Source organism: Paenibacillus sp. J31R109 (genome assembly GCF_059692055.1).
This window is the reverse complement of sequence record NZ_JCAUAR010000003.1, coordinates 107145-131559: the sequence shown is the minus strand read 5'-3', so window position 1 is coordinate 131559 and position 24415 is coordinate 107145. Positions and strand designations below refer to the sequence as shown.

The 24415-nt window shown below is 45.4% G+C and carries 14 protein-coding genes; 12 read left to right on the top strand and 2 right to left on the bottom strand.

Annotated features, from left to right (window positions below; all coding sequences use genetic code 11):
• The first annotated feature begins 72 nt into the window (after positions 1-72).
• Positions 73-2169 carry a beta-galactosidase gene (locus AC58QT_RS10710; protein WP_497408957.1) on the top strand — a complete coding sequence of 699 codons (2097 nt, stop codon included), beginning with the start codon at positions 73-75 and terminating at the stop codon, positions 2167-2169.
• Between the two features lie 19 nt (positions 2170-2188).
• Positions 2189-3334, top strand: a complete 1146-nt coding sequence (locus AC58QT_RS10705) for a type I phosphomannose isomerase catalytic subunit (protein WP_497408956.1) — start codon at positions 2189-2191, stop codon at positions 3332-3334.
• A gap of 34 nt (positions 3335-3368) precedes the next feature.
• On the opposite strand, the gene AC58QT_RS10700 is transcribed toward AC58QT_RS10705, so the two are convergent.
• Positions 3369-4997 carry a response regulator transcription factor gene (locus tag AC58QT_RS10700; protein WP_497408955.1) on the bottom strand — a complete coding sequence of 543 codons (1629 nt, stop codon included), beginning with the start codon at positions 4995-4997 and terminating at the stop codon, positions 3369-3371.
• Positions 4998-5013: 16 nt separating this feature from the next.
• Positions 5014-6756 carry a sensor histidine kinase gene (locus AC58QT_RS10695; protein WP_497408954.1) on the bottom strand — a complete coding sequence of 581 codons (1743 nt, stop codon included), beginning with the start codon at positions 6754-6756 and terminating at the stop codon, positions 5014-5016.
• A gap of 215 nt (positions 6757-6971) precedes the next feature.
• Here AC58QT_RS10695 and AC58QT_RS10690 point away from each other — a divergent pair, with 215 nt between their 5' ends.
• From AC58QT_RS10690 to AC58QT_RS10645, 10 genes are all read left to right on the top strand, one after another.
• Positions 6972-8537, top strand: a complete 1566-nt coding sequence (locus AC58QT_RS10690) for an extracellular solute-binding protein (RefSeq protein ID WP_497408953.1) — start codon at positions 6972-6974, stop codon at positions 8535-8537.
• A 38-nt stretch (positions 8538-8575) separates the two neighbouring features.
• On the top strand, positions 8576-9469 hold the full coding sequence (locus AC58QT_RS10685) for an ABC transporter permease (protein ID WP_497408952.1): 894 nt from the start codon (positions 8576-8578) through the stop codon (positions 9467-9469).
• Positions 9470-9482: 13 nt separating this feature from the next.
• Positions 9483-10343 (top strand): carbohydrate ABC transporter permease, encoded by an 861-nt coding sequence (locus AC58QT_RS10680; protein ID WP_497408951.1) that lies wholly within the window; start codon positions 9483-9485, stop codon positions 10341-10343.
• Positions 10344-10577: 234 nt separating this feature from the next.
• Positions 10578-12383 carry a sensor histidine kinase gene (locus AC58QT_RS10675; protein ID WP_497408950.1) on the top strand — a complete coding sequence of 602 codons (1806 nt, stop codon included), beginning with the start codon at positions 10578-10580 and terminating at the stop codon, positions 12381-12383.
• On the top strand, positions 12380-13465 hold the full coding sequence (locus AC58QT_RS10670; RefSeq protein WP_497408949.1) for a response regulator transcription factor: 1086 nt from the start codon (positions 12380-12382) through the stop codon (positions 13463-13465). Before AC58QT_RS10675 ends, AC58QT_RS10670 begins: the two co-directional genes overlap by 4 nt.
• A gap of 189 nt (positions 13466-13654) precedes the next feature.
• On the top strand, positions 13655-14635 hold the full coding sequence (locus AC58QT_RS10665; RefSeq protein ID WP_497408948.1) for an ABC transporter permease: 981 nt from the start codon (positions 13655-13657) through the stop codon (positions 14633-14635).
• Between the two features lie 21 nt (positions 14636-14656).
• Entirely contained in the window at positions 14657-15535 is an 879-nt protein-coding gene (locus tag AC58QT_RS10660; protein WP_497408947.1) for a carbohydrate ABC transporter permease, read from the top strand.
• 72 nt (positions 15536-15607) lie between these two features.
• Positions 15608-17152 (top strand): extracellular solute-binding protein, encoded by a 1545-nt coding sequence (locus AC58QT_RS10655; protein WP_497408946.1) that lies wholly within the window; start codon positions 15608-15610, stop codon positions 17150-17152.
• A gap of 63 nt (positions 17153-17215) precedes the next feature.
• Positions 17216-17998, top strand: a complete 783-nt coding sequence (locus tag AC58QT_RS10650; RefSeq protein ID WP_497408945.1) for an alpha/beta hydrolase — start codon at positions 17216-17218, stop codon at positions 17996-17998.
• Entirely contained in the window at positions 17998-24345 is a 6348-nt protein-coding gene (locus tag AC58QT_RS10645) for a discoidin domain-containing protein (RefSeq protein ID WP_497408944.1), read from the top strand. The genes AC58QT_RS10650 and AC58QT_RS10645 overlap by 1 nt, the downstream gene beginning before the upstream one ends.
• Positions 24346-24415 lie beyond the last annotated feature (70 nt).

Below are 24415 nucleotides of genomic sequence, written 5' to 3'. Positions count from 1 at the left end.
GGATACTTTGCTGTATGGCGTATAGTGAGGGGGATAAGAAGAGCAACACAACTTAGGAGGGGTCATAGAACGATGTCCAGATTTTCGTATGGCACAGTGTTAAAAATACAGAGGGAATTTACCTTGGAGGATATCCGCAATTCGCTCGCGAGTATGAAAGAAATTGGTATGAACACCGTGGTGATGTGGCCAGCGATTTACTGGTGGGAGGATCGCACACTGCCGCATTATCCGTTTCATACAGGGCGCAAGATTCTGGAAATAGCCGAAGATTTGGATATGAAAATTATTATGGAATTGGAAGGACAGGTGACCTTCCTCGAATATATGCCTGATTTTGTGATGCGCCCTGAGTATTTCGCAGTGGATCCTGATGGTCATTTCACAAACAAAGGAACAGGCTATGGGGTTATGAATTACAGCCATCCCGAAGTGCGGATGCTGATCCATAAGACATTTTCAGAAGCAGCAGCCAATTATAAGGATTACTCCTCGTTGTATGGCTATGATATTTATAACGAAACACGCTTTGAATCTTATGACAGCTTCACGCTGCAGGCTTTTCGGGAATGGCTGAAGGAGAAATATGGCACGATCGGAAAGCTGAATGATATCTGGGAAAAAACGTACTATGACTGGTCACAGATTCAATTCTCTAATTGGATGTGGGCGAGTGTCATGCCAGTCGTTGATTATAATCAATTTAAGAAAGCGTATATGGGCATGATTCTAAAAGACTGGGCTGCTGTGGTCAAAGCAGTTGATCCTCATCACCCAACCATCGCAGATAATGTATATGCCTCCGTATCCAAGGATGAACACTACGCACTGCCGCAGGATGATTGGAATGTGGCAGAAAGCGTGGATGAATTCGGGATTTCGCTGTATCCAAAAAACGATGCTGTTGGATTATCACCATCGCAGCGGTGGCAAACGTTATCGGGCGTACATTCAGCCTCGCGTGAGGGGAGGTTTTGGATTTCGGAGCTGCAAAGCCATAATGTGGCGATGTTCAATCCATTCTCGGTCGTACGTCCGCACAATTTGCGGTGGTGGTGCTGGGAGGCGATTTCCCATGGAGCCAAAGGGATTATTTATTGGAAATGGGATCCCTTCACCAAGGGAGTACAGACAATGGGACGGGGTCTTGTAGACACGCGAGGGAACTATACGGTTCGGGCTATTGAAGCGGGATCCATCGCTGCTATTATTCAAAGTCATGAAAGAGAATTTACAACCTATGATCGTGAGCTCCCTAAGGTTGCTATTTTATACGATACGCTTAATCATGATTTCACGAAAGCTTACTCGCGGAACCATGGTCAGAAGCTGTCGGACTCGATTTATGTAGATTCATTAACGGGCATGTACGATGTGCTTTGGGAGGAAGGCATCTCAGCCGATTATCTCATTCCTGAAGAGATTATTGATGGGTCAGTGAACGCATATAAGGCACTGTTTATTTCTAGTCAGGTGAATGTCAGCCATGAACTAGCAGCGGCAATCCAAGCGTATGCGGAGCAAGGCGGTGTTGTCGTGTGTGATGGACGTTTCGGAGCAGTAGATAATACGGGTATGGTGCATCGAGTATTGCCTTTTGGCCAGATGAATGACGTACTGGGGTATACATTTGAAGATATTGACCCAGAGGGATTGGACATCAGTTATGGGGAAACCAACATGCATATCAATGGCTACTACGAAAGACAAATTCTACAGGTTTATGATGATTCTGTCACAGTATTGGGCACATTTACAAATGGGGATCCAGCTATACTTCGTACGCCACGCGGTAAAGGTCAGATTGTGACGATAGCCACATTCCTATGGTATGGGTACTTTATGGAGAAGCAGGAAAGTGTTCGTGCATTTGTGAATGAGCTTGCTAATAAGCATGGACTAAGGCTTCATCGTTCGAAAACAGCTGAACTGAAGGTATCATCGTTACGTGGTGAGGACGGACTGTTGCTATTCGTCATGAATTATGGCGCAGAAGCCGTCTCTTCTGAAGTAAGTTTGTCCGAAATTAGTGCGGAGCATTGTGAAATCAAGGATTTATATACGAGTACGACTTGCCGATTAGCTGTTATGAATGGTGAAGCGACGCTTCCTGTCACTGTATCTGGCCATGATGTGCGTGTATTTAAGGTAAACTTTGAGCAGGTATGAGAGGAGCTTCGATAGGGCAATGCATACAGACAGCCGCAAGGGGTTGCATCAAAAGGTGCTGAAGTTGATCTCTTCCAGGGTATGGAGGACGTATTTTGGTGGTAAAGAGCTGGAGAGTTGGCAAGGAAATGGTAACCCACAAGATAGTGAGTTGCCGGAAGATTGGATTGCCTCTACAGTCAGAGCACGCAACCCAGGTCGTGAGTCCATCGAGGATGAAGGTCTTAGTTATGTGCAGGTGGACAACGAAGATCGTATGCTGTTGAGAGACATCATTGCGACTGACCCCGCATCGTTTCTTGGAGAAGAGCATGTGGCGAATTTCGGTAATCAGACGGGTGTGCTTGTTAAAATGATTGATTCGCTCAGCCGCTTAACGATTCAAGTTCATCCTGATAAACAATTTGCCAAAGATATTCTCCATTCTGATTTTGGTAAAACGGAATCATGGTACATCCTAGGTGGTCGTACGATTGATGGGGAGCCGCCGCATGTGTTCTTTGGCTTTAAACCAGGTGTGACCAGAGAACATTGGGAGAAGCTGTTCCATGAACAGAACATTCCCGGTATGCTGGAAGCGCTGCATAAAATTGAGGTCAAACCTGGTGATGTGTTCTTCATTGAAGGCGGTGTTCCTCACGCGATTGGCGCAGGCTGCTTTCTGATCGAGGTGCAGGAGCCGACAGATTACACGCTTCGTACGGAGCGGACAACACCAGAGGGACGTGTGATCCCCGATTTACTTATTCATCAAGGTGCGGGGTTTGACGCCTTATTCGAATGTTTCCATTATGACAGTTACTCGGAAGAAGAGACGCTTAGGCAATGGCGCCGAGAGCCACAATCTATATATCAGAGTACAGGTGCAGAGGAATCGATTCTAATCGGTGAAGAGGCCACAAGGCTTTTTGGGATGAATCGACTGCGGGTACGCACGGCCTACTCACCTAAGGCGCGAGATACATTTGTCATCGCGATCGTTGTTGCTGGTGAAGGGTTCATATCGATAGAAGCAGATGATCACGATGTAAAAGAGAAACAAAGGATATCCATTACACGTGGAGATTATTTATTCCTTCCAGCATCTGTTGGGAAAGTAACCTGGTCTGCCTTAGCAGATTCTGAGTTAGAAGTGGTGCTCTGCACGCCGCCACTGTCCATATAAAAGGGAAGAAGCTGGCACTGATCATGATCAGGTGTCAGCTTCTTTCATTGTCACGAAATTCCGTAGGCGAACAGCCGACACTCCGTTTGAACAAGCGATTGAAATGGCGGTAATTAGGAAAGCCAACATCTTGGGCGATTTCAAATGTTTTCCGGTCGGAGGTAAGAAGGAGCAACTTGGCTCGTTCCATCCGCTGATTCGTAACAAAAGGCGTTAGCGGCTCGCCTGCTATTTTTTTGAAAACTTGCCCAAAGTAATTCGCGCTGTAATTAATACTCACAGCTAATTCATCTAGGAGGTAGTTGCGTTCGGGATGTTCTTTAATGGTTTGAACAATGGCAGCAACCGTTCGATCAATGGACGGCCCTGGTTCTATTTTATTCGTGAAGGCGTTTGAATAGGACAAGCATGTTTCATACAAAGAGCGAAATGTTTGACAATCCTTCAGGGTTTCCATCAGTCTGTGGTCAGACTCTCCATCACGATAGAGATGAGGTTCATTCACTCGAAGGAATGTTTTAAGATCTGACATAACTTGAACAAACAAATCTCGAACCTGTGAAGGAGACCACTTCTGCGCTGCAGCTTCTCGATAGAACAGCCAAGCGGGTGAATCGCTTTTCCAAGATGTTGATGTTGAACCACGAAGTAAACCTTGGAGTAACTTGTCCTTCCAGAGAACACGAGTTTCGGTAGACAGTTGTGTATAGTTGAACCGAGAATCGATGGAGACAAAGGGAACCTTGGCTACATGCTGTTCCTCATAAAAGAACAAATCGCGCTCCCGATACGTTCGTTTGATCCAGGGGAATAGCGTTCTGAGCTCAACCAGTTGTGATGCATGAAAATGAAGGACATAGCTGCCCGTTTTAAGAAATCGATTCAATATATCGGCTATTTGAATGCTGGCATCCCCTTCCAAGCTTTGCTCGCCTTGCAATAGAAGGAGAAATCGTCCCTTATCGAAAGCAATGATACGATTTGGTCCCCATACACTTGCCCATTCTCTCAACACATTCACAGTGGCGAATTGCCACAGCTTGAGCTCTTCTGACATGTGTAAGGAGAATCGAAGTGAACTGCGATCGAATTCAATCCAGAAGAGAGAATAGGGGCATGATTGTACCTGGAACCCGGCTTGTTCAAGATGATCAAGCCACTCTTCCTCATGGCCAAGCATCATGTCGAGGAATTGGTTCCTTTCAATATCTAACTCATGTATACGTAATCTTTTTTCCATTTCTGCCTTAGCCGCTCGCGCTTCTGTTTCGTTCAAAATGGCAGGAAGCACATTCTCCATGGTACGTGTCAGCAAATCTCCATCGAGTAGGCACCGCTCCTTGAGCAAGTAGGAGGAGGCGCCTAGTTCAATCGCTTGCTGTGCGTAATGAAAATCCTCGTGACATGTCAAAATAATGGCATAGGGTGGATTGATAAGAGTGCGGTTCACATCTCGAAGCATCTCTAATCCATCTTTCACAGGCATTGTAATATCCGTAACAATAAGGGCCGGATGTTTTTCTTTGATAAGCAGATAACCTTCTTCCCCATTTTCAGCTTCTCCGACGATTTCGAATAGATCGGATCGCTTCTGAAGCATTTGCCGGAAAACCTGACGAGCAGGAGGTTCATCTTCAATTAACACGACACTGATTTTGGACATCGTGGGGGCACCTCCTTCAAGTTTTGAATGGGAATTGGAAGCGGAATCGTGTACCTTGGCCGGGCGAACTCTCAATTTCGTAAGAGGAAGGATGGCCGTAAACGAGCCCTATTCGTTCCCACACATTGCGAAGCCCAATGTTCTCGACACCTTGTTCCTTTTTGCTTAGCAAAAGTCGTAACTGACTGACACTTCCTTCATCCATGCCTTTGCCATTATCGGCAACTTCAAGGATGACCGCTTCCTGATCGTAGGTTTTATAAACACGAATATGTAAGATCCCTGGTATATGCTTCACTGGCAGAACACCATGAAATAGGGCATTTTCGATTAAGGGTTGAAGCAGTAATTTGGGAGTTGGCATGTCCGTCAATCCCTCTTCAATTTCAATTTGCAGGGTCAGGGGCCTCTCATAACGCAGTTCAAGCATATGCATGTAATCACGTACGTACTCGATTTCCTTGAATAAGGGGACGAACTGTTCGAAATTCTCCATCGAATACCGCAACAACGAGATTAAGCTGCCCATCAGCGATTTAATTTTCCCATTCTCGCCAAGATGAGCGAACATAAGAATTGTATTTAAGCTATTGTACAAAAAGTGAGGATTGATTTGCGATTGCAGGGCTTTTATTTCTGTCCTCCGTTTTAAGTCCGCTGTTTCTTTTAATTCAGCAACAAGTGTTTGCAACCTGGAAGACATTGTGTTGAGTACAAGACTCAGCTCACCGATTTCATTGGAGGTGCGTATCGTCGTAACGGCGCTAAAATCTCCTTGTTTAATACGTTCGATATGTCGGCGTACTGCGTAAAGTGGACGGTATAAATAATAGGCAAAGCCGAGCACAAAGATGAAGCCTGTCACGCCAAGTAGAATGACTAAATAACGGACATACTGCCTGATTCGATCTGTATCCTCCGTCAAGGCATTCTGCGGAATTTCCGAAATGAGCAGGGTAGCATCATAATCATTGGACTGCTGGACGGAGTAAAGAGATTGTTGGAACTGAAATTGTGCGGGCTTATCCCTAGCTCTCCATTCGGATAATACCAAGGCGGTTTGCGAAGCAATCTCCTCCTTAGAACCCAACCGTGTTGAAGCAAGAACAGCGCCATGTCTGGTAGCAATTGTGAAGAAGCCTTTATTATCTTTCTCAACATGTTCAATGACACCATGAAACAAGTCTTTCTTAATGGAGATGAGCAAACTGCCCTTTGGATCAAGCCAAGTATCGAAAGGAATACGTCGCTGGTAATAGACATGCTCTTCATCGGCATCAAGATATATCCAGGATTGGTTCCTGTTTAAGAACGTTTTAGCGGTATCGTGAAAGAGAAGCTTGCTTGCGTATTCCACATTACGCGATGTCGTGATGAGTTGATCGTTCCATAGACTGTAGAGCGCCAGATCCGTGTTACTGCGAAGCAGTGAAGCTGCAATATCCAGGGTAGCGCTAGCGTCATTCACACGGATTACATCGTTGGATATACTGCCTGTCGAGGTTAATGCGGCAAGCACGGACGGCGTGGATCCGTATTGATTGCCCAACGTTTGAATCTGCGACATCGTTGTTTCAATCCGCTCCATGATCTGTCTAACCACTTGATCATTGATGCGGTTAACTTGCTTTCGAATGGCGGCATCGGCTTCCTTCTGCGTGCTTCCAGCGAGAATAAGTAAGGGAATCAACAGCACGGCAATCATGAACAAGAGGGCACGAACGAAAAAACTTCTTTTGACAAAGGATAGAAAACGCAAGTTGTTGCACCTCTTTAAAGTTTACGTTAGTTATAACTAGCTTCGTAAGCATCTGTTATTCTCATTATAACCTACTCCTAAGCAGAAATAGGTGTTGTTTTGACAGGATTCACAGATCGGGTACACAGTTCGAGGGTTACGCCATGTTAGATGCGTTATTAATCCACCTATAATAATGAAGCAAGGTAAATGAATAGACGAAAGGGGATCCATACATGATTTTGAAAAAAAGAATAAGCATTTTGGCAGCGACGATGCTGCTTGGCAGTATAGCTGCTGGTTGTTCATCGTCAAGCCCTACACCAAGCACGACGCCAGGTGGTGCAGCTGTTTCAAGCACACCGGTATCAGCTGCACCAACAACACTGAAGGTACTTGCTATTATTTTTGGACAGCTGCCCAATTCGGAGAATAACCAGGCGAAGGCTGACATCGAAAAGAGAGGCAACGTCAAGCTGGATATTGATTTTGTCCCTTCGGATGCTTATTCCGATAAGCTCAGCGTCGCTCTCACCTCAGGAGCGAAGTACGACCTGGTGCTGTTTACAGATCCATTTGACAAGTATCAGAGTTTTGTCAAAAGCGGTGCGTTTCAAGATTTGACCTCTTATATCAAAGGGAAAAAGAATTTAGAATTCATTCCTGAGCAAACGTGGAAAAATATGGAGAGCAGCGGCAAGCGTTTTGGAATTCCCAGACCGCGTGGCTTATACGGCGGTGGCGAAGCGAACGTCATCATGCGGAAGGATTGGCTGGATAAGTACAACTTGCCTGTTCCCAAAACGCTGGATGAGTTGACGAACGCGTTAAAAGTGTTTAAAGAAAAAGATCCAGCTGGCAACGGGAAAACGATACCGTTGGTCCTTAATAATCAGCCAGATGCGTATACACAAATTCCACCATTTGGTATGGTGAACCCGATTGCTTTCGCCTTTGGTGTTCCAAACAGTTTTAAAGTGGATGGAAGTAAGGCTATTGCTAGCTTTCAAGCGCCTACGTACAAAGGCTACCTGGATTGGCTGCGCACCGCTTATGCGGATAAGCTTATTGATAAGGATTCACCTGTTCAGAAAGCGACTCCAGCGCAAGATAAATTTTTTGCAGGCGTTGCAGGCGCCTATGTGGGTCAAGTCCAACACATTGATCCAGCGGGTATTAACGTGAACAAACTGGTGAAGACAGATCCTGCAGCCAAAATTGTCGCGATTCCTTCCATTACAGGACCAAATGGGAATAAGGGTGCAGCGGTTGTCTCGGGCTACTATGGCATCTGGGTCGTGCCGCAAGGCGTAGCCAAAGAAAAGGTTCAAAAAGTGGTCGATTTCTTGGATTTCACCGCTTCCGAGGAGAATGATGTGTTCTTCCAAACAGGTTTAGTCGGTGTTCACTCCAATGGTCTCAAGAATGGGATAACAGAACGTACACCTGAACAAGCGAAAGCTTTCGCTAGTGACCGCATTGATTTATTCGTCATGGAAAACCGCTATGATCCTTATTACTATGCAAAAACGATTATCGATCCTGAGGTGCTTAAATCAAGCAGAGAGACGCTGGAAGCAATTTCCAAAATCGGGGTTGCGAATCCGTTCCTTCCCTACATATCCACTACTGCAGGTAAAAATCCGGATCATAGCAAGCCGCTTGCCGCTGCAGCAACGAAGTATGTACTAGGAGAAGGCGACTACAGCCTTGTTCAAAAAGAAATTGATGCCTGGTCTGCAGGGACTGGCGGAGCTATTCTGAAAGAATACATGGATCAATATACGAAAGATCATCCATAAAACTTGGATTTTAACTAGACAGATAAGGTGGAATTCGGATGGGGAATGCGATGAAACGATCCTTGCCGTTATATGCGTTCGCGCTGCCAGGCATGCTGTATTTTCTTGTTTTTAAATATTTTCCGGTATGGGGGCTGTTGCTCGCTTTTCAGGAATACAGCCCTTTCCGGGGTTTTTTCAATAGTGAATGGGTAGGACTTGCAAATTTTAAAGAGCTTTTTGCGAAAGCGGATTTTCTAATTCTCCTGCGAAATACATTGCTGCTAAGCTTGTATAATCTCGTGTTTTATTTTCCGTTTGTGATCGTGCTAGCGCTGCTTTTGAATGATTTGCGTTTTAAGCTTTATAAAAAGTTGGTACAATCGATCCTCTATTTACCCCATTTTGTATCCTGGGTCATCATTGCAGGAATTACCTTGATCTTCTTCAGTCCTTCCGGTGTCATCAATCATGCCTTGAACGAATGGGGCGGTAACGATATTCCTTTTCTGCTCTCTGAACACTGGTTTCGGCCGATGATGGTACTGCAGCATATATGGCGCGATATGGGTTGGGGCACCATTATTTTGCTTGCAGCACTAGCTGGCATTAATCCTGAATTGTATGATGCGGCCGATGTTGATGGCGCTGGTAAACTACGCAGTATGTGGAATGTCACCCTGCCAGGCATTCGCAGTACGATCGTAGTGCTTGTGCTTCTTCAATTGGGCACGGCGTTAGATTCCAATTTTCATCAAATTTTCCTGGCAGATAACCCGCTGGTTCATAACGTTGCGAATGTATTTGATTTATACGTCTATCAAGTTGGTTTAGTGCAAGGCAATTTCTCCATGGCGACAACGGTTGGACTCTTTAAATCTGTTGTTAGTCTTATTCTCGTCGTAGGCGCCAATTATGTGGCAAAGCTGCTCGGCGAGGATGGCATTTTCTAGAAGGAGGCGGAACATGAAATCACTCAGACTATACGACGTAGCACTTTCCGCTTTGCTTTTTGTTTTTTGCGCATTCGTCATCGTTCCCTTTTTGTATATGATTGCCGTTTCGTTTAGTTTTTCTACCGATTCGGAGAGCGGTGCTTTTTTCTTACTTCCACCAAGATGGACGCTTGATGCCTACAAATATTTATTCTCTACACCGGTCTTCATGAAGGCGGTTGGTAATACAGTCCTCATTACGGTTGTTGGAACGGTACTTGGTGTAGCTGTCTCCATTTTGTTAGCGTACGCCCTATCCAAAAAAGAGCTTAAGGGACGCAAAGTCATGATGTCACTTATTTTCTTAACCTTAATTTTTCAAGTCGGCATCATTCCCAACTATTTAGTGGTGAAATCATTGGGATTGTTGGAATCTTATTGGGCGGTCATGCTTCCGGTCCTTACAAATGCTTTTACAATTCTAATTATGAAAACCTTCTTTCAGGCACTTCCGCCAAGCTTGGATGAAGCAGCACGCATTGATGGCGCAGGAGAGACGCGTATTCTTTGGTCTGTGGTCATTCCACTCTCTACGCCTATTATTGCGACCTTTACGATCTTCTTCATGGTGGACAGATGGAATGAATTTTTCCAAGCTATTATTTACTTGAAATCGGAGAAATGGCCGCTGCAAGCGCTGCTCAGACAAATGGTCGTCGTAGGCGCTTCACAGACAGGGTCAGACGCTTCTACAGAAGCAATGTCGCAGAATCTAGGACTCAATGTGAAAATGGCAGCCATCCTGCTGGCGATGTTTCCACTCGTGGCCTCTTATCCTTTTTTCCAAAAGTTCTTCGAGAAAGGTGCTACGCTTGGCTCTGTGAAGGAATAAGAATAGTATCGAATCTAATAGGAAGACTACTGTTCGTTACAACGTACAGGAGTCTTCTTTTCTTTAATATTTTCTTTGTAGCCGATTGTCTCATGAAAAAATACGATCTTCCTATATTCAAAACAGCAGCAGTGAACTTACAATGTGAAGTAATTGAAAGATGAAGCCTCTCTGTGTCATACTTGTAACGTTTGGTTAACTTCAATGAAATTCAGATCCGGAGGCACGCTGTTTATGTTCACTTTTATTCGTAAATCTCTTCGCTGGAAACTAATTGCCGCTACCTCCACATTAATGCTGCTGGTCATTACCTTAATCGGATTAATTAGTTATTATGAGAGTTCAAAGACCATACGTCACGAGATTGAACAATTCAGTAATCAGATTATTGAACAGGCCAATCTAAATTTAAATCGGTATTTGGCTGACTATGAATATGGCTTTGTCTTGGCAGGTACGAGCTTTGAATATCAAAAATGGCTGCTCGCGGAAGCGGGAAATGTGTTCGAGAATCATCAGCGGTACCGAGAAATTGAGCAAAAATATATTCTCCCTTTTGTGAATCAGCATCCGGAGATTATTTCAATGACTTTTTATAATTTGAATGGCAACGAGATCCATTACCGTAGTGCGCAGAACGTGCTTAAGCTGGATTACTCCATGACCAAGGAAACGTGGTTTAACCGCGTTCAGCTGTCCAACCAGATTGATATCTTTGTCTCCAAAAGTGACGCCTATTTCAATGGCAATCGCGATATTGATGGGCTTCCTATTATTACGATGGTTAAGCGTTTTCAATTCTATAATGGAGGAGGCTATGTCAAAATGGATATCTCACTCGAGCCCATTAAAAAAATCCTCCAGAAGATTATGCTTAGTCAGAAAAGTGTAGCGCTGATTAGCGATAGCAAGGGGCAAATTATCGGTTCCCCGCAAGAAGCAGATATCTTGACGATGCTGAATCCTTATATCGTGAAACGACTGCAGTCTTCGCCAAGCGGCAGCTTTTTGACGGAGAACTCGAAAGAGATGCTCGTATTTCAGACTATTCCGTATACGGGGTGGAAGTCTATTATTCGAGTTCCTTATCCCGAAATTGCTAGCGGGATCTATCGCATGCGGAATGTGACGGTGTTCATTGCTATCGTAAGCGTGGCTATCTCCATCTTGCTCATCCTATTTATATCCGCCTCTTTTACGAGAGGACTGCAAAGTCTTCGTCGCACGATTCTGTTAACGCAAGTGGGCAACTTGCAAACGCAAGTCGTGATTAACGGCGTTGATGAGGTGGCTGACCTGGGCAGGGTGTACAATAAGATGCTGAGTGACTTGAATATCTCGGTTGAACAGTTAGCCGAATCCAAAGCGCTGCAAAAAGAGGCGGTTCAATCCGCACTGCAGTCGCAAATCCATTCGCACTTTCTGTATAATGCGCTGGAATCCATTAATTCGATGGCAAATTTAATTAATCACGAGCCCATCGAACGGACAGCTATTTCTTTATCCAAAATGCTTAGATACACATCTAGCTACTTGCAGTCGGTTGTCACACTAAAGGAAGAAATGGGACATGTGACAGATTATTTCTATATCATCGGCATTTTGCACAGGGAAGATATTACGTATTCCATGGAGATCGACGATAGCATCTTGGATGCTGTCTGTCTTAAAGCGATCCTTCAGCCGCTTGTAGAAAATTGCGTAAAACATGGTTTTGAAGCAACAGGTGAGCCTTTGACGATTCGTATGATAGCTAAGCAAATAGATGACGTTATCTATATTCACATTTCGGACAATGGAAAGGGATTCACAAGAGAAAAACTTGCCGAACTCGAGCAACTTCTAGCGATGGAGGATACGGAGGCGATGTATCGCAAGCTGTCATCTGTTGGTCTTCTTAACGTACATTACAGGCTCAAAATGTATTACCGTCCTCAGTCGGCAGGTCTTCGTATTTTTAATATGCCGGAAGGGGGAGCAGGTATTGAAATTTTCTTCCCTGCACACCCTCAACTTAAGAAGATGGAGGAAACGCAATGATTCGAGTATTGATTGTGGATGACGCACATGTGATTCGCAGTAGTTTAATTAAATCGGTAGAGGAATTAGATGAAACTATCGTTGTGGCTGGCGAAGAAGTGAACGGGCAGAAAGCTTTGGAATGGCTGGACAATCATTATGCGGACCTGGTTATTACTGACGTCAGAATGCCTGTGATGAACGGTCTCGAATTGATTCGTGAGATGAAAAACAAATATCCATGGATGGTCAGCATCATTGTTTCTAGCTATAGCGATTTTGAGTATGCCAAGAAAAGTATTCAACTGGATGCCATAGACTACATTCTCAAACCTGTTGAAAAGGAAGCACTTAAACAAGCATTGGATAAGTGTACACAGCGATTGGAAGATCAACGGCATCAAGCTGCCATGTCACTTTTTATTAAAAAACTCCCTCACCATCGCGAAATGCTGGATAAGTGGGTGGAGCATATCCGCTCGCAGCAGTTTGAAACGATGCCGATTCTAATTGTAGATACGTTGGAACTGTTGGAGCAGTGGATTGAGGGAAAGCCTTATTTACTTAACACGTTGACGATGATCTGGCTGCATACGGTCATTGAAGAATTGCATACTGAAAAGGTGCAGTTTCATCTCCATGAAGGAAGAGATCTTGGGCTCGGTGAGAAAACAATTCCTTATACCAAAATGAGAAGTTATTTCCGACTTTGTGCTGTGCGCCGCTTGGAAGAAGGGGCGAATCAGATGTTAGCTGCCATTAAGGGCGTACGGGATCAGAAGGGGAAGAAAGTAATTGACCATGTCATTGATTATATTCAAAAGCATAGTACGGATAAAATCAATCTTCAGGAATTAGCTGATCTTGTAGGCATAAGCCGAAGTTACTTGATTATGCAATTCAAGCAGGAGACCAATACGACAATTTGGAATTACATCGTTGCCGAGCGCATGAAGAAGGCTAGAGATCTGCTGTTGCATACGAATTTGAGGAACTATGAAATTTCCGATCAGGTTGGCTATGATGATCCAATCTACTTTGCAAAGCTTTTCAAAAAGCATTTTGGACGCACGCCGGCTGAGTACAAGAAGAGGATGGAATAAGATAAGAGGCCCCAGGCGCTAACCAGTGCTTCGGGGTCTATTTCTTTTATCAGCGAATAGAAAAAAACTTTGGCGAAGTAGACTATCCTCCTAGAACTTAATTACTTTCTCTCATGGTGTGATTCTTCAGGGGCGATTAGAATAAACACATAGACAAGATGCGACAGCATGGAAGGAGAGAGGATGAATATGGCGGAAAGTTTTTCTGCTGTAAGTAAAGAATCGATAACTGGCACACAACACCAAGCATTAAAGACGAGGCAGCGAAGTGAATCCTTGCGATATATCGCACGAAATAAAGCGCTATATATCCTGCTTATTCCAGGTATCCTATACCTGATCGTGTTTAAGTACATTCCCGTGATGGGTTCATTTATTGCCTTTAAGGATTACAATATTTTTACTGGTTTGCTTTCTAGCAAATGGGTGGGGTTGAAATGGTTCGAGCAGTTGTTTACGTATCCACAGTTCACACGACTTTTAAAGAACACCTTAATACTAAGCTTTTATAAACTAATCTTTTCATTTCCAGCTCCGATTGTTATCGCTTGTTTGTTAAATGAGCTGCGCTCGATGGTAGCGAAACGTATCATTCAAACGATTCTATACTTACCCCACTTTTTGTCGTGGACGATTATTTTCGGGCTCGTGTATGTGCTCTTTTCGACACAAACGGGCATCGTGAATCAAGTGTTGGTTGAGTTAGGCCAAGATCCCATTCAGCTGTTGAGTACACCTGAATACTTCCGGACACTCGTCGTGAGTGCTGGAATGTGGAAAGAGATGGGATGGAGCGCCATTATTTTCTTGGCAGCGCTGGCTGGCATAGATCCCGCCCTTTACGAGGCAGCAAAAATTGATGGAGCAGGTCGTTGGAAGCAGTTTCAGTACATTACCTTCCCGGGACTCTTGCCTGCGATTATGATCTTGTTGCTGCTAAAGGTCGGACACATTCTAGATATCGGTTTTGAGCAAATCTATGTCTTTCTGACACCGATTACCTATTCCGTTGGGGATGTGTTGGATACATATGCTTATCGGGCTGGTATTATCAATGGACAATACAGTCTGACGACAGCGATAGGGCTCTTTAAATCAGTTATTGGATTGTTGATGCTTGTGATTGCGAATGGGATGAGTAAAGCGACAACAGGAGAAAGCTTGTATTAAGGGAAAGGAGGTATTCGGGATATGAAAATAAAGGAGACACTGGGCTCTAGATTGTTTGATATAGGAAATCTTGCGTTTCTGATCGCCATTTGTCTGATGGTCTTGCTGCCATTTATGCATGTTGCATCTGGTTCACTTAGTTCGACTTATGCACTCATTCATTCCAAGGTCAAGCTGCTTCCCGTAGAGATGAACTGGGATAACTATAAAGTGGTTATAGAGAATAGCGCATTCTGGCGGTCCTTTCGGGTTAGTTTGTTGATTACGGTAGTTGGAACTCTTTTAAATATGTTGATGACGGTCATTATGGCTTATCCGCTCTCGCGTCAAGGACTTCATGGGAAAAAGTGGATTATGCTCTTCATCGTGTTCACCATGATCTTTCATGCACCAATGATTCCTACGTTTCTAGTAGTCAAATCTCTAGGAATGGTTAACACGCTCTGGGCGTTAATTATCCCCTCTGCCTTAAGTGCATTTAATATGATTCTATGCCTGACTTTCTTTCGGAACTTGCCCGAAGAACTTTTCGAGGCTGCAAAGGTAGATGGCATGAGTGAATATGGCGTGTTATTCCGAATTGCGCTGCCTTTGTCATTGCCCATCCTTGTAACATTAATCCTCTATTACGCGGTAGGCCATTGGAACAATTATTCCAGTGCCATGATGTATATTACCAATGTCAAGCTGCAGACGCTCCAGTTGTATCTCTATTCGATGATTAATCAAGGAAACACGAATGAGATGTCTTCCTCGGTTGCAGATCTTAGCGTCGATACATCGCCGGAGAGTATCAAGATGGCCACGATTATGGTAGCGACAGTTCCCATTATGCTCATTTATCCTTTTATTCAAAAGCACTTTATTAAAGGCTCCCTTATCGGTTCTGTTAAAGGATAAAACAATTGTTATGAAAGCGTTGACGCGCTTGCATATATAGCAAGTTCATTATACTCATGGAGGTTGTTAAAAATGAGATTAAAAAAAGCGGGGTTAGCTAGTTTAACAGGCTTAATCGCGGTGACAGCTGCTTGTTCCAGTGGGAATGGGACAGCTCCAGCTGCAACCAGCGGGACTCCTGTCAAGCAAGAACCCGTCAAAATTAGAATGTTTAACTCCGATATGTCCCAGCCGCTGCCGGATCAGAACTTCAAAGATACAAAATTTGTTAAGTACATCGGTGAGAAAACGAATATTGATCTGGATCTTGAGCTGCTGTCTCATGGGCAGTATGCGGAGAAATTGAGATTGAAATTTGCTTCGGGTGATATGCCGGATGTCTACCAAACATTCGGATTCTCCCGCAATGCAGAGCCTGTAACAAATGGTCAAGCGGTTGAATTGAATGAGTTAATTGATAAATATGGACCTAATTTGAAAAAGAAAATCCCCCAAGCCTCCTGGGATGCTGTCACATTAGGTGGCAAGATTATGGCCATTCCAGATGTTACACAGTCCAAATCCAATTATGTCATGTATGTTCGCAAGGACTGGATGGATAAAGTCGGAGTGGGTATTCCCAAAACTTCTGATGAGCTGCTAGATATGCTGCGCGCGTTCCGGGATAAGGATCCGAACGGCAACGGCAAGAAGGATGATATTCCGTTCTCCATGCGCGAGAAAATTTCTTGGTGGAATAATATCCCCGGCATGTGGGGAATTGGGACGAATTCGTTCCATAAAGTTGGCAATGAAATCATTCCGGCTGTCATCCATCCAAGCATGAAGGAAGCCCTTGGGTTCTTGAAAAAAATGTACGATGAAAAGCTATTGGATTCAGAGTTCCTAACGAATACAAGTCCTGTGTGGCAGAAGAAGCTGACTTCCGATCAGGTGGGTCTGTTCGTTCACCAACCAGGCTCAGCGGGCAACTGGAATGATAAAGTAGCCGCAGGTTTACCAGATAAGAAACCGTTACTGATTACCATTCCTACACCGAAAGCAACCGGATATGACGGACCAGTTGGTGCTGTACATAATGCTGTAGACCGTGTGTTTATTGTTATGAAAAATTCGAAGCACCCGGAAGCCGTGGTGAAGTTATTTGATTGGCTTGTTTCGGATGAAGGGCAACTCTTTAATGCGTTCGGTTTTGAAGGAGAGACGTTTAAGCGTGAAGGCGATAAAATTATTTACGACACAGAGAAGGATAAAGCGGACAAATCTGCGATTCGACGCAACATCTTCTTGTTGACACCTTCCGATGCGGTAGAAAAAGTCCTGAAGCGTACACCTGAGCAGCAGCTTTACTATGATCGTACAATGGAAGCTATCGCCCTATCAGAGAAAGAAGGCGTTCCGAACTTGACCGCTTCGATGCCGACACCTCAAGCTTATCTGGATTTCCCAGACTTGAAGTATGAAGGAGCTCTATTCCAGGAAGCGGCTGCGAAAATTATTTTAGGTAAAGCACCGCTTGATTCTTTCGACGAATTTGTCAAAACATACCGGAAGCAGGGTGGCGATCAGTTAATTAAAGAAGTCACCGACTGGGTTAATAAAAACAGTAAGAAATAAAGAGGGGGAGGCAACTCCCTCTTTTCTTTGAACGGAGGTTGAGATGGGGAAGGAGTGGATGAAATGAAAAGGCTTACAAACGTGAGGTATAGCAAATCGCATTTACCTGAAAGAACGATGGATCTCATTCTTCCAGAAAAGAATGAAACAGGCACATGCTTGCTGTTTATTCACGGCGGGGGCTGGACGGGGGGGAACCGGACACAATGGCATAACGTAGCGGAATATTACGCCGCACAAGGGTACGCTTGTGCGAACGTCAGCTACCGACTTGCACCAACACATCAGTTCCCATCGCAGATCGAAGATGTTCGCCTTGCAATGTCTTATCTGAAGGAGAACGCTGAGCAGTATGCATTTCATGCAGAAAGAATCATTACTTTCGGGTCGTCAGCGGGTGGTCACTTAGCTATTATGCTGGCGCTGCTGCAGCCGAATGATGAGCTTGGCGTTACGGCTGAGCTTACTTATCTGGATACAAGACCCAGTGCGGTTGTTGCTTACTGTCCCGTAACGGATTTACGTATTGATAGGCAGTTTGTGCTGGATTTTATGGGCGGAAGCCGAGAAGAGCAGCCGGAGCAGTACCGATTGGCCTCACCGATCGAGAGAGATCTTCGGGTGTCGATACCTTTTCTTCTTGTCCAAGGAGATGAAGATCAAACGACGACATTGGCACATTCACGAGCTTTTTGTGACCGTGTGGTTCGGGATGGCGGTCACGCGGAATTGATTGTGCTCCCGCAGGTTGGCCATGGCTTCGGATACGGAACGGAGACAACAGCACAGCAGGCTGCTTTGAAGGCTGTGACAGTTTTTCTTTTAAATGAAGGGAGGACAGTTTGATGAACAAACCAAGGATTTTTAACAAGCAACCGATAAAATGGGTTCTCATTCTTGCTTTACTGCTGCAAATGCTAAGTCCCGGTGTACTTCTATCAGGAAACAAGGCAGCTGCCGCACCGGCTGATAATTTGGCTCGGTCAGCAACGGTTTCCAGCACGAAACCCTATAATGCTACTCCAATTTGGGGAACTACCACAGCCATTGATGGCGCACTGAATACAGCATGGAGACATATTTCAACAGAGACTACACCCTGGCTTCAGCTCAATCTTGGCAGTGTGAAAAGCTTCAACCGTATTAAATTAATTGCGCCGATAATCGGGGGGATCGATTACGGGAACCGAGCAACCGCGTTTACCCTGCACTACTCGTCGGATGGGACGAACTGGGTAGACCTTGGGGTCACTTCAGGCAAGCAAATTGGCAGTGCAGACTATACGACTTTTGATTTTCCAACGGTTCAAGCTCAGTATATCAAGCTGTCCATTACGGATAGAACGAATGTTGTAGCTATTGCAGAATTTGAAGTGAGTAACTTCGTTCCTGTTACGAGTGTTACGTTAAGTAATACGTCGTTTACAATGAATAAGCGCTCCACCGAGCAATTAACAGCTGTCGTGAATCCAACAGGTGCTGACGGCGATGTAAGCTGGACCAGCAGTGATGCAGGCGTAGCTACCGTGAGCAACAGTGGTCTTGTTACAGCGGTGGGAATGGGAACAGCGCAAATCCGTGCAACCAGCGTTTCTAATCCAGCTTTCTTCGCAATCTCCAATGTGACGGTGATCGTGTCCAATAAGAAAGAATTTACAGAGTTTGCGATTGACAATGTAACACCGAAAGTTTTTGGCTATATTGATCAGTCAACGCGTGATATAACCATTCAGCTTCCGCAAGGCAGTAACTTGAATGCGCTTACGGCTCAGTATCAGACAACGGGCGAGGCTGTATATGCGAACAATACACGCCAGACAAGCGGTGTGACGGTAAATGATTTTACCCAGCCTGTAACTTACCGGGTCTATGCGGAAGATCTTTCGTGGCAGGAATATCAAGTCAATGTCAGTTACCGGACACCTTCGCAGAAAGAGTTAACTTCTTTTTCATTTGGTGAGTTGAGCCCCTCAATTCATGCTCTTGTAGAAGGAAACAGTGTGAATATGGTTGTCCCGGCCGATACCTCACTCACGGCTTTGGTTCCAACCTTCTCCTACGTCGGGAAGAGGATTCAAGTTAGTGGGGGGACACCAGTTAGCGGCGTGACGGCGCAGGATTTTAGCAACACAGTGACTTATACGGTGTATGCCGATGACGATTCGTATCGCAATTATGAAGTTCGCGTGTATAAGGAGCTTGGCAGCAACCCTGTCAATATGGCGCTTGGAGCCCCTGTTCAGGTGACGAGCATCGGTTTTTATAAAAATACGGCTGAAATGCTTGTAGACGGAGATGTTAGTACAGCCTGGAGAAGGCTTAGTACAGATGCGTTTCCTTATTATGCACAGATTGATCTGCAGGAAGTGAAATCGGTTAATAAAATTGTGCTCAAAGAACAGCTGCGTGCTGGTGCCTATCGAACGGTTGGTTTCGCTTTATATGGCTCATCTGACGGGGAAGCTTGGCAGAAGCTTTATGAAGGTACATCCGTCGGGGCTGTTCTGGAAGCTAATTTCAATACAGTTAAAGCCAAGTACATTCGACTTGTTATTACGGAAGAGGACAATTTGGACATTGCGTTCTTCTCTGAAATCGAGGTGTACAACGTGTTGGCCGGAGCAACATCGATACTAACGCCACCCAATGAAAACTTACTCATAGGGGGGAAGCGAACGTTGCAAGCTGAGGTTCTCCCAGCAGCGGCTGACCAACGTATCCTGTGGAGCACCTCCAATCCGGACGTTGCAATCGTTGACCTACATGGGAATGTTACGGGCATCGGTGCGGGCACTGCTGTGATTAAAGCGTTGAGCGTGTCCAATCGGGCGATTCAAAGCTTGACAACGGTCACCGTTCAACCGCAAGTCAGCACAGCGAAAGCAATCACTTCTTTTGCCTTGAAGAATGGCCCTCAGCTCCTCTCCGGCGACATAAACGGTAACCACATTACCGTTAAGGGTCCTATCGGTATGGATCTCACTAACGTTATCGCTTATTGGGCTGCGGATGGCAGCTTCGTTACTGTGAACGGTATCGATCAAAAGAGTGGCCTCACGACGAATAGCTTTGCGAATGAGGTTAAGTATCTCGTGCATGCCGCAGATGGATCGGTAGTTGAGTACACCGTCGTGGTTACTTTACAGGCGGATACGATGGACCTTACATCCTTTAGTTTCCAAGCATTAACCCCGGCAGCAAATGGTACGATTCGTTCCAATCTCATCTCTCGGACGATTGCCGCAGCAGGCGGTGGGATGTATACCATGAAGGACAATTATGACAACAGTATTGATGTCATTGTACCTAAAGGTACGGATTTGACTAACTTGGTTGCTTCGTTCGCAACAACGGGAACGCAGGTGGAAGTTGGCGGAAATGTTCAAACCAGCGGCACGACGCCAATGGATTACCGCAATCCAGTGTTGTTTACAGTGAAAGCGGAGAATGGATCGACCAAAAGTTACAAAGTGACGGTTTATGAAGATCCATCAGAAGCTACTGTGAAGGTGAGCAATCAAGTCATTGGCAAGTCGATGAAATACGTAGGCTTCAGCGGGATGAATATGTTGGAGGGTGACAATACTCCCGCCTGGTACAACTATTCGCACATGAACGCGGTGCGGTATTGGGTAGCTCCGACGCGTTTCATTGGTGAAAATAACGTCAGCAAACCACTGGTAAGCAGCTTATCCGATTTTAACTCGCAAAAAGCACTGTTAAGACAATCGATGAATCGGGAACTGAGCAATGAGAATTATCTAAAATGGACATCCATTACAAACAATATGCATGATTTGTGGGACGCAGATAAGGAATATCACATGGATTATTCCTATGAGCAGTTCAAGAAATTAGGCGTGGATGTTATGACAGAGATGCATATTTCGGATTATAGCTATGGGGACGAATCGGATAAATGGCAGAGATCTTGGAAGAATTGGCAAATGATCTACGCCATCGTATTCTATTTGGCTGGCAAGTACGATGCAGCACAATATGAGGGACCGAATGAGCCGGAATCGTTCATCAAAGGCGACACACCGTTGCAGCGTGCCGTGGAAGTTGAGAAGTTCTCTTTCTTATTGAAAATCTATTCGGATGCTGTGCGAAGCGCAATTGAGGATGTGAACAGAATCCAAGGGAAATCGCTCAAGCCTGTGCTGGCAGCGCCTACGCTGGCTTCCAGCGCGACTAGCGATATTGCCAAAAGTGTAGTAAGAAACAACCGCACGGATTATACGGGAGCAACGGTCAACTATGACATTGTGGATTGGTTTGTTCAGCACCGTTATAACAGTAAACCTGGTATTTTTACAAAGGATTTTGATGATATTAACGGGTTGATGGAACAATATGCGCCAACGCACAAGACGTTTCCGATCATATACACCGAGTTTAACTATGCGGGTGTTGCGAACTGGAAGACCAAAACAGAAACGAGTGATACGCCGTTTGTATTCCGCTCACAAGCGAGCATTTGGCAGGCTGCGATGCAAAAAGGCGCATTGGGGATGTACCAGTTTAAATTTAGTGAATTATATAACGGGATGAACCGCAACAGCGTGCATTATATGTATGATCGCTTCTTGGATCCGACCCAAAATGTGCTGTATGGAAAGTCTGTTCAGGCCAGCTCCAATTCAGGCAGCGCAGCCAAAGTGACGGACGGAGACCTGACGGATTCCTCCGCTTGGGTGAGCGGTGCGGGTGCTAGCCACTCTCTGGAAATTGATTTGCAGGAAACGAAGACGCTGCGGCACCTGATCGTGGATCTTGGGGATGCCCAGTACAGCTCTTCGGGAAATAAATACACGGGGACATTCGGTAATTTTAAAATTCAGGCGGCAAATGAAACCGGAGACGGTTGGAAGGACTTAGCCAGCGTAGGCAGTCAGACGGACAACTTCAAGTCTGTCATCCTAATGGAACCCGTGTCTACAAACAAAATTAGATTGACTTCAACGGCTAATGGACCCATTAAAATTCGTGAGTTGTACGCCTCGGAATCATATCCTATTTTTAATATTGGCGGACCAACGAAAAATGCCGAGGTCACGCGCTTGTTCGCGGAAGGCTTTAGTAACGAGCGTCCGCTATACGCTACGACGGCTTCAGCACCGTATGACGAGCTCTATCAAGCATCAACCGCTTATGATGCACAAACGAAGAAGTATGCGATCTGGATACCGGAAACGAGTGAGAAATCCGATTACAACACAACCATTGATGTAACGGATTTGGATGTGTTAGCCGGAGATCTGGTTACCATTCGCGAGGTCAGCGATACCCGATTTGGGGAAGTTGTTTACAGGGCGCCTCTGGGGGCAAGTAAAAAGATATCGAAATTACAACCTAAGCAAAGCGTATGGATGGTCACGGTACAGCAAGGCGCAGCTCAAGATGCACCTATGCAAGTGGTAGCCTCCGAGGATGCGCAAGTGGCATGGGGGCAAGACAGCACGTTGGCCAATGGTGGGCAGGCTGAAATGACTGTACGGCAGAGTACTAGCAATTTGGATGACAATTCTGCTGCTTATGTAAAGTTTCCGCTTAATGAAGAAACAGCTTCTTCGAAGTCGATTTTCTTGAATCTGTTTGGTCAATTGGCAGCTTCTTCTGTAAGTGACCGTCAAACTTTACAGGTGTATGGACTACGCGACAACAGTTGGTCAGAAACGACGATTACTGGTGCGACGGCACCAAACTTGAACCGCCATGCTGCCTTTGCGACAGAACTTGGCGAGCAAGCGGAGCCTGTTGGTGTCATCACCTTTGACAAAACAGGCGGGTATAGCACACTCGATGTGACTGATTTCCTCCACCGACAAGAAGGAAACGCTGTAACGTTCTTGATCATGAAGGAGAAACGCCAATATCTAGAAGTGAATGATGGAGATGTTGTACGTATTGGTGCGAGAGAAGGAGAAACCGGAAAGCTTCCAACACTGGAACTATGGGGAGCTGGGCAGCGAGAATCCGAAGAGTCACCTTCAATTGGAATACCACCGCAAATACATTCGGACCCAGAAGACGTCATAACTCCTACTATGGTGGAAGGTACACGGACGGCTAGAGCTGAACTTTCGGATGACAAGGTAACGAAGGCCTTTGCCTCCACACAGCCCAATCCACAAGGAATGAAGTCGATTTCTTTCAGCATCAATAAGGTGAAGGATGCGCAAGCATACGAAACTGTCTTGTCCAGCCGTTGGGTAGCATCAGGCGAGGAGAAAGAGCAACTTGTTCTGAAGACGGAGTTGGCCACTGTGATACTCCCGGCGAATATGCTCCCATCAGCAGAAGTCGCGCCAAGTGATGTTGTGTCTATCGTAATCGGGCAGGTTGATCGATCTACACTGAAGGGGCCACTCGGATCTGGAACAGCTGAAAGACCGATAGTTGAGCTAAGCCTGAAGGTCAATGGTAAACCGCTTGAACGGGGTTATTTGTCCGAAGCGGTTACGGTGACAATTCCGTATCACCCAACTGCCCGAGAAGCTGCAAAATCCGAACAGCTCGTCATCTGGATGGTGGATGAACAAGGACAATTAAGTCCGGTTACTAGTGGTAAATATGATGCAACGAATGGTGAAATTAAGTTTACAACTACGCAACCGGGGAAATATGCTGTTGGCTTTGTGGAGAAGACATTCCAAGATCTGAGCAAGCACGAATGGGCATCACATGCAATTGAGGTCCTTGCTTCCAAGGGGATTATTGGAGGCACTTCCGAACTTACGTATACGCCTGCAGAGGAGGTAACGCGTGCGGATTTCCTCCAGCTTTTAGTAAGAACGCTGGGGCTGAGGGCTGAAGGTGGTAAGGTCTTAGCGGATGTAAAGTCTGTGGATTATTATTATGACGCCGTGCGAATTGCCACAGTGTTGGGCATTACAGAGGGCGACGAAAGTGGCCGTTTTCATCCGGAAGCGGCGATCACTCGGCAGGATATGATGGTCCTGACGCAGCGAGCTCTAGAGGCGGCAGGCAAGCTTGTTCACACGGATATTGACCTCGAACTTGAGGCCTTCCCCGACCGCGAACTCGTTGCTGATTACGCGAAGGCTAAGATCGCTCTTTTGATAAGAGAGAAGCTCATTCAAGGGGATGCAGACGGCATCCATCCGCTGGGTTACACGACTCGAGCTGAAGCAGCCGTGTTGCTTTACCGCATATATAACCAATATTAATCAAGCAGTCTTTGTTGTCCTGAGTCAAGCAGGATAACAAAGACTGTTATTTTCTCGAGCGAAGGAGTTT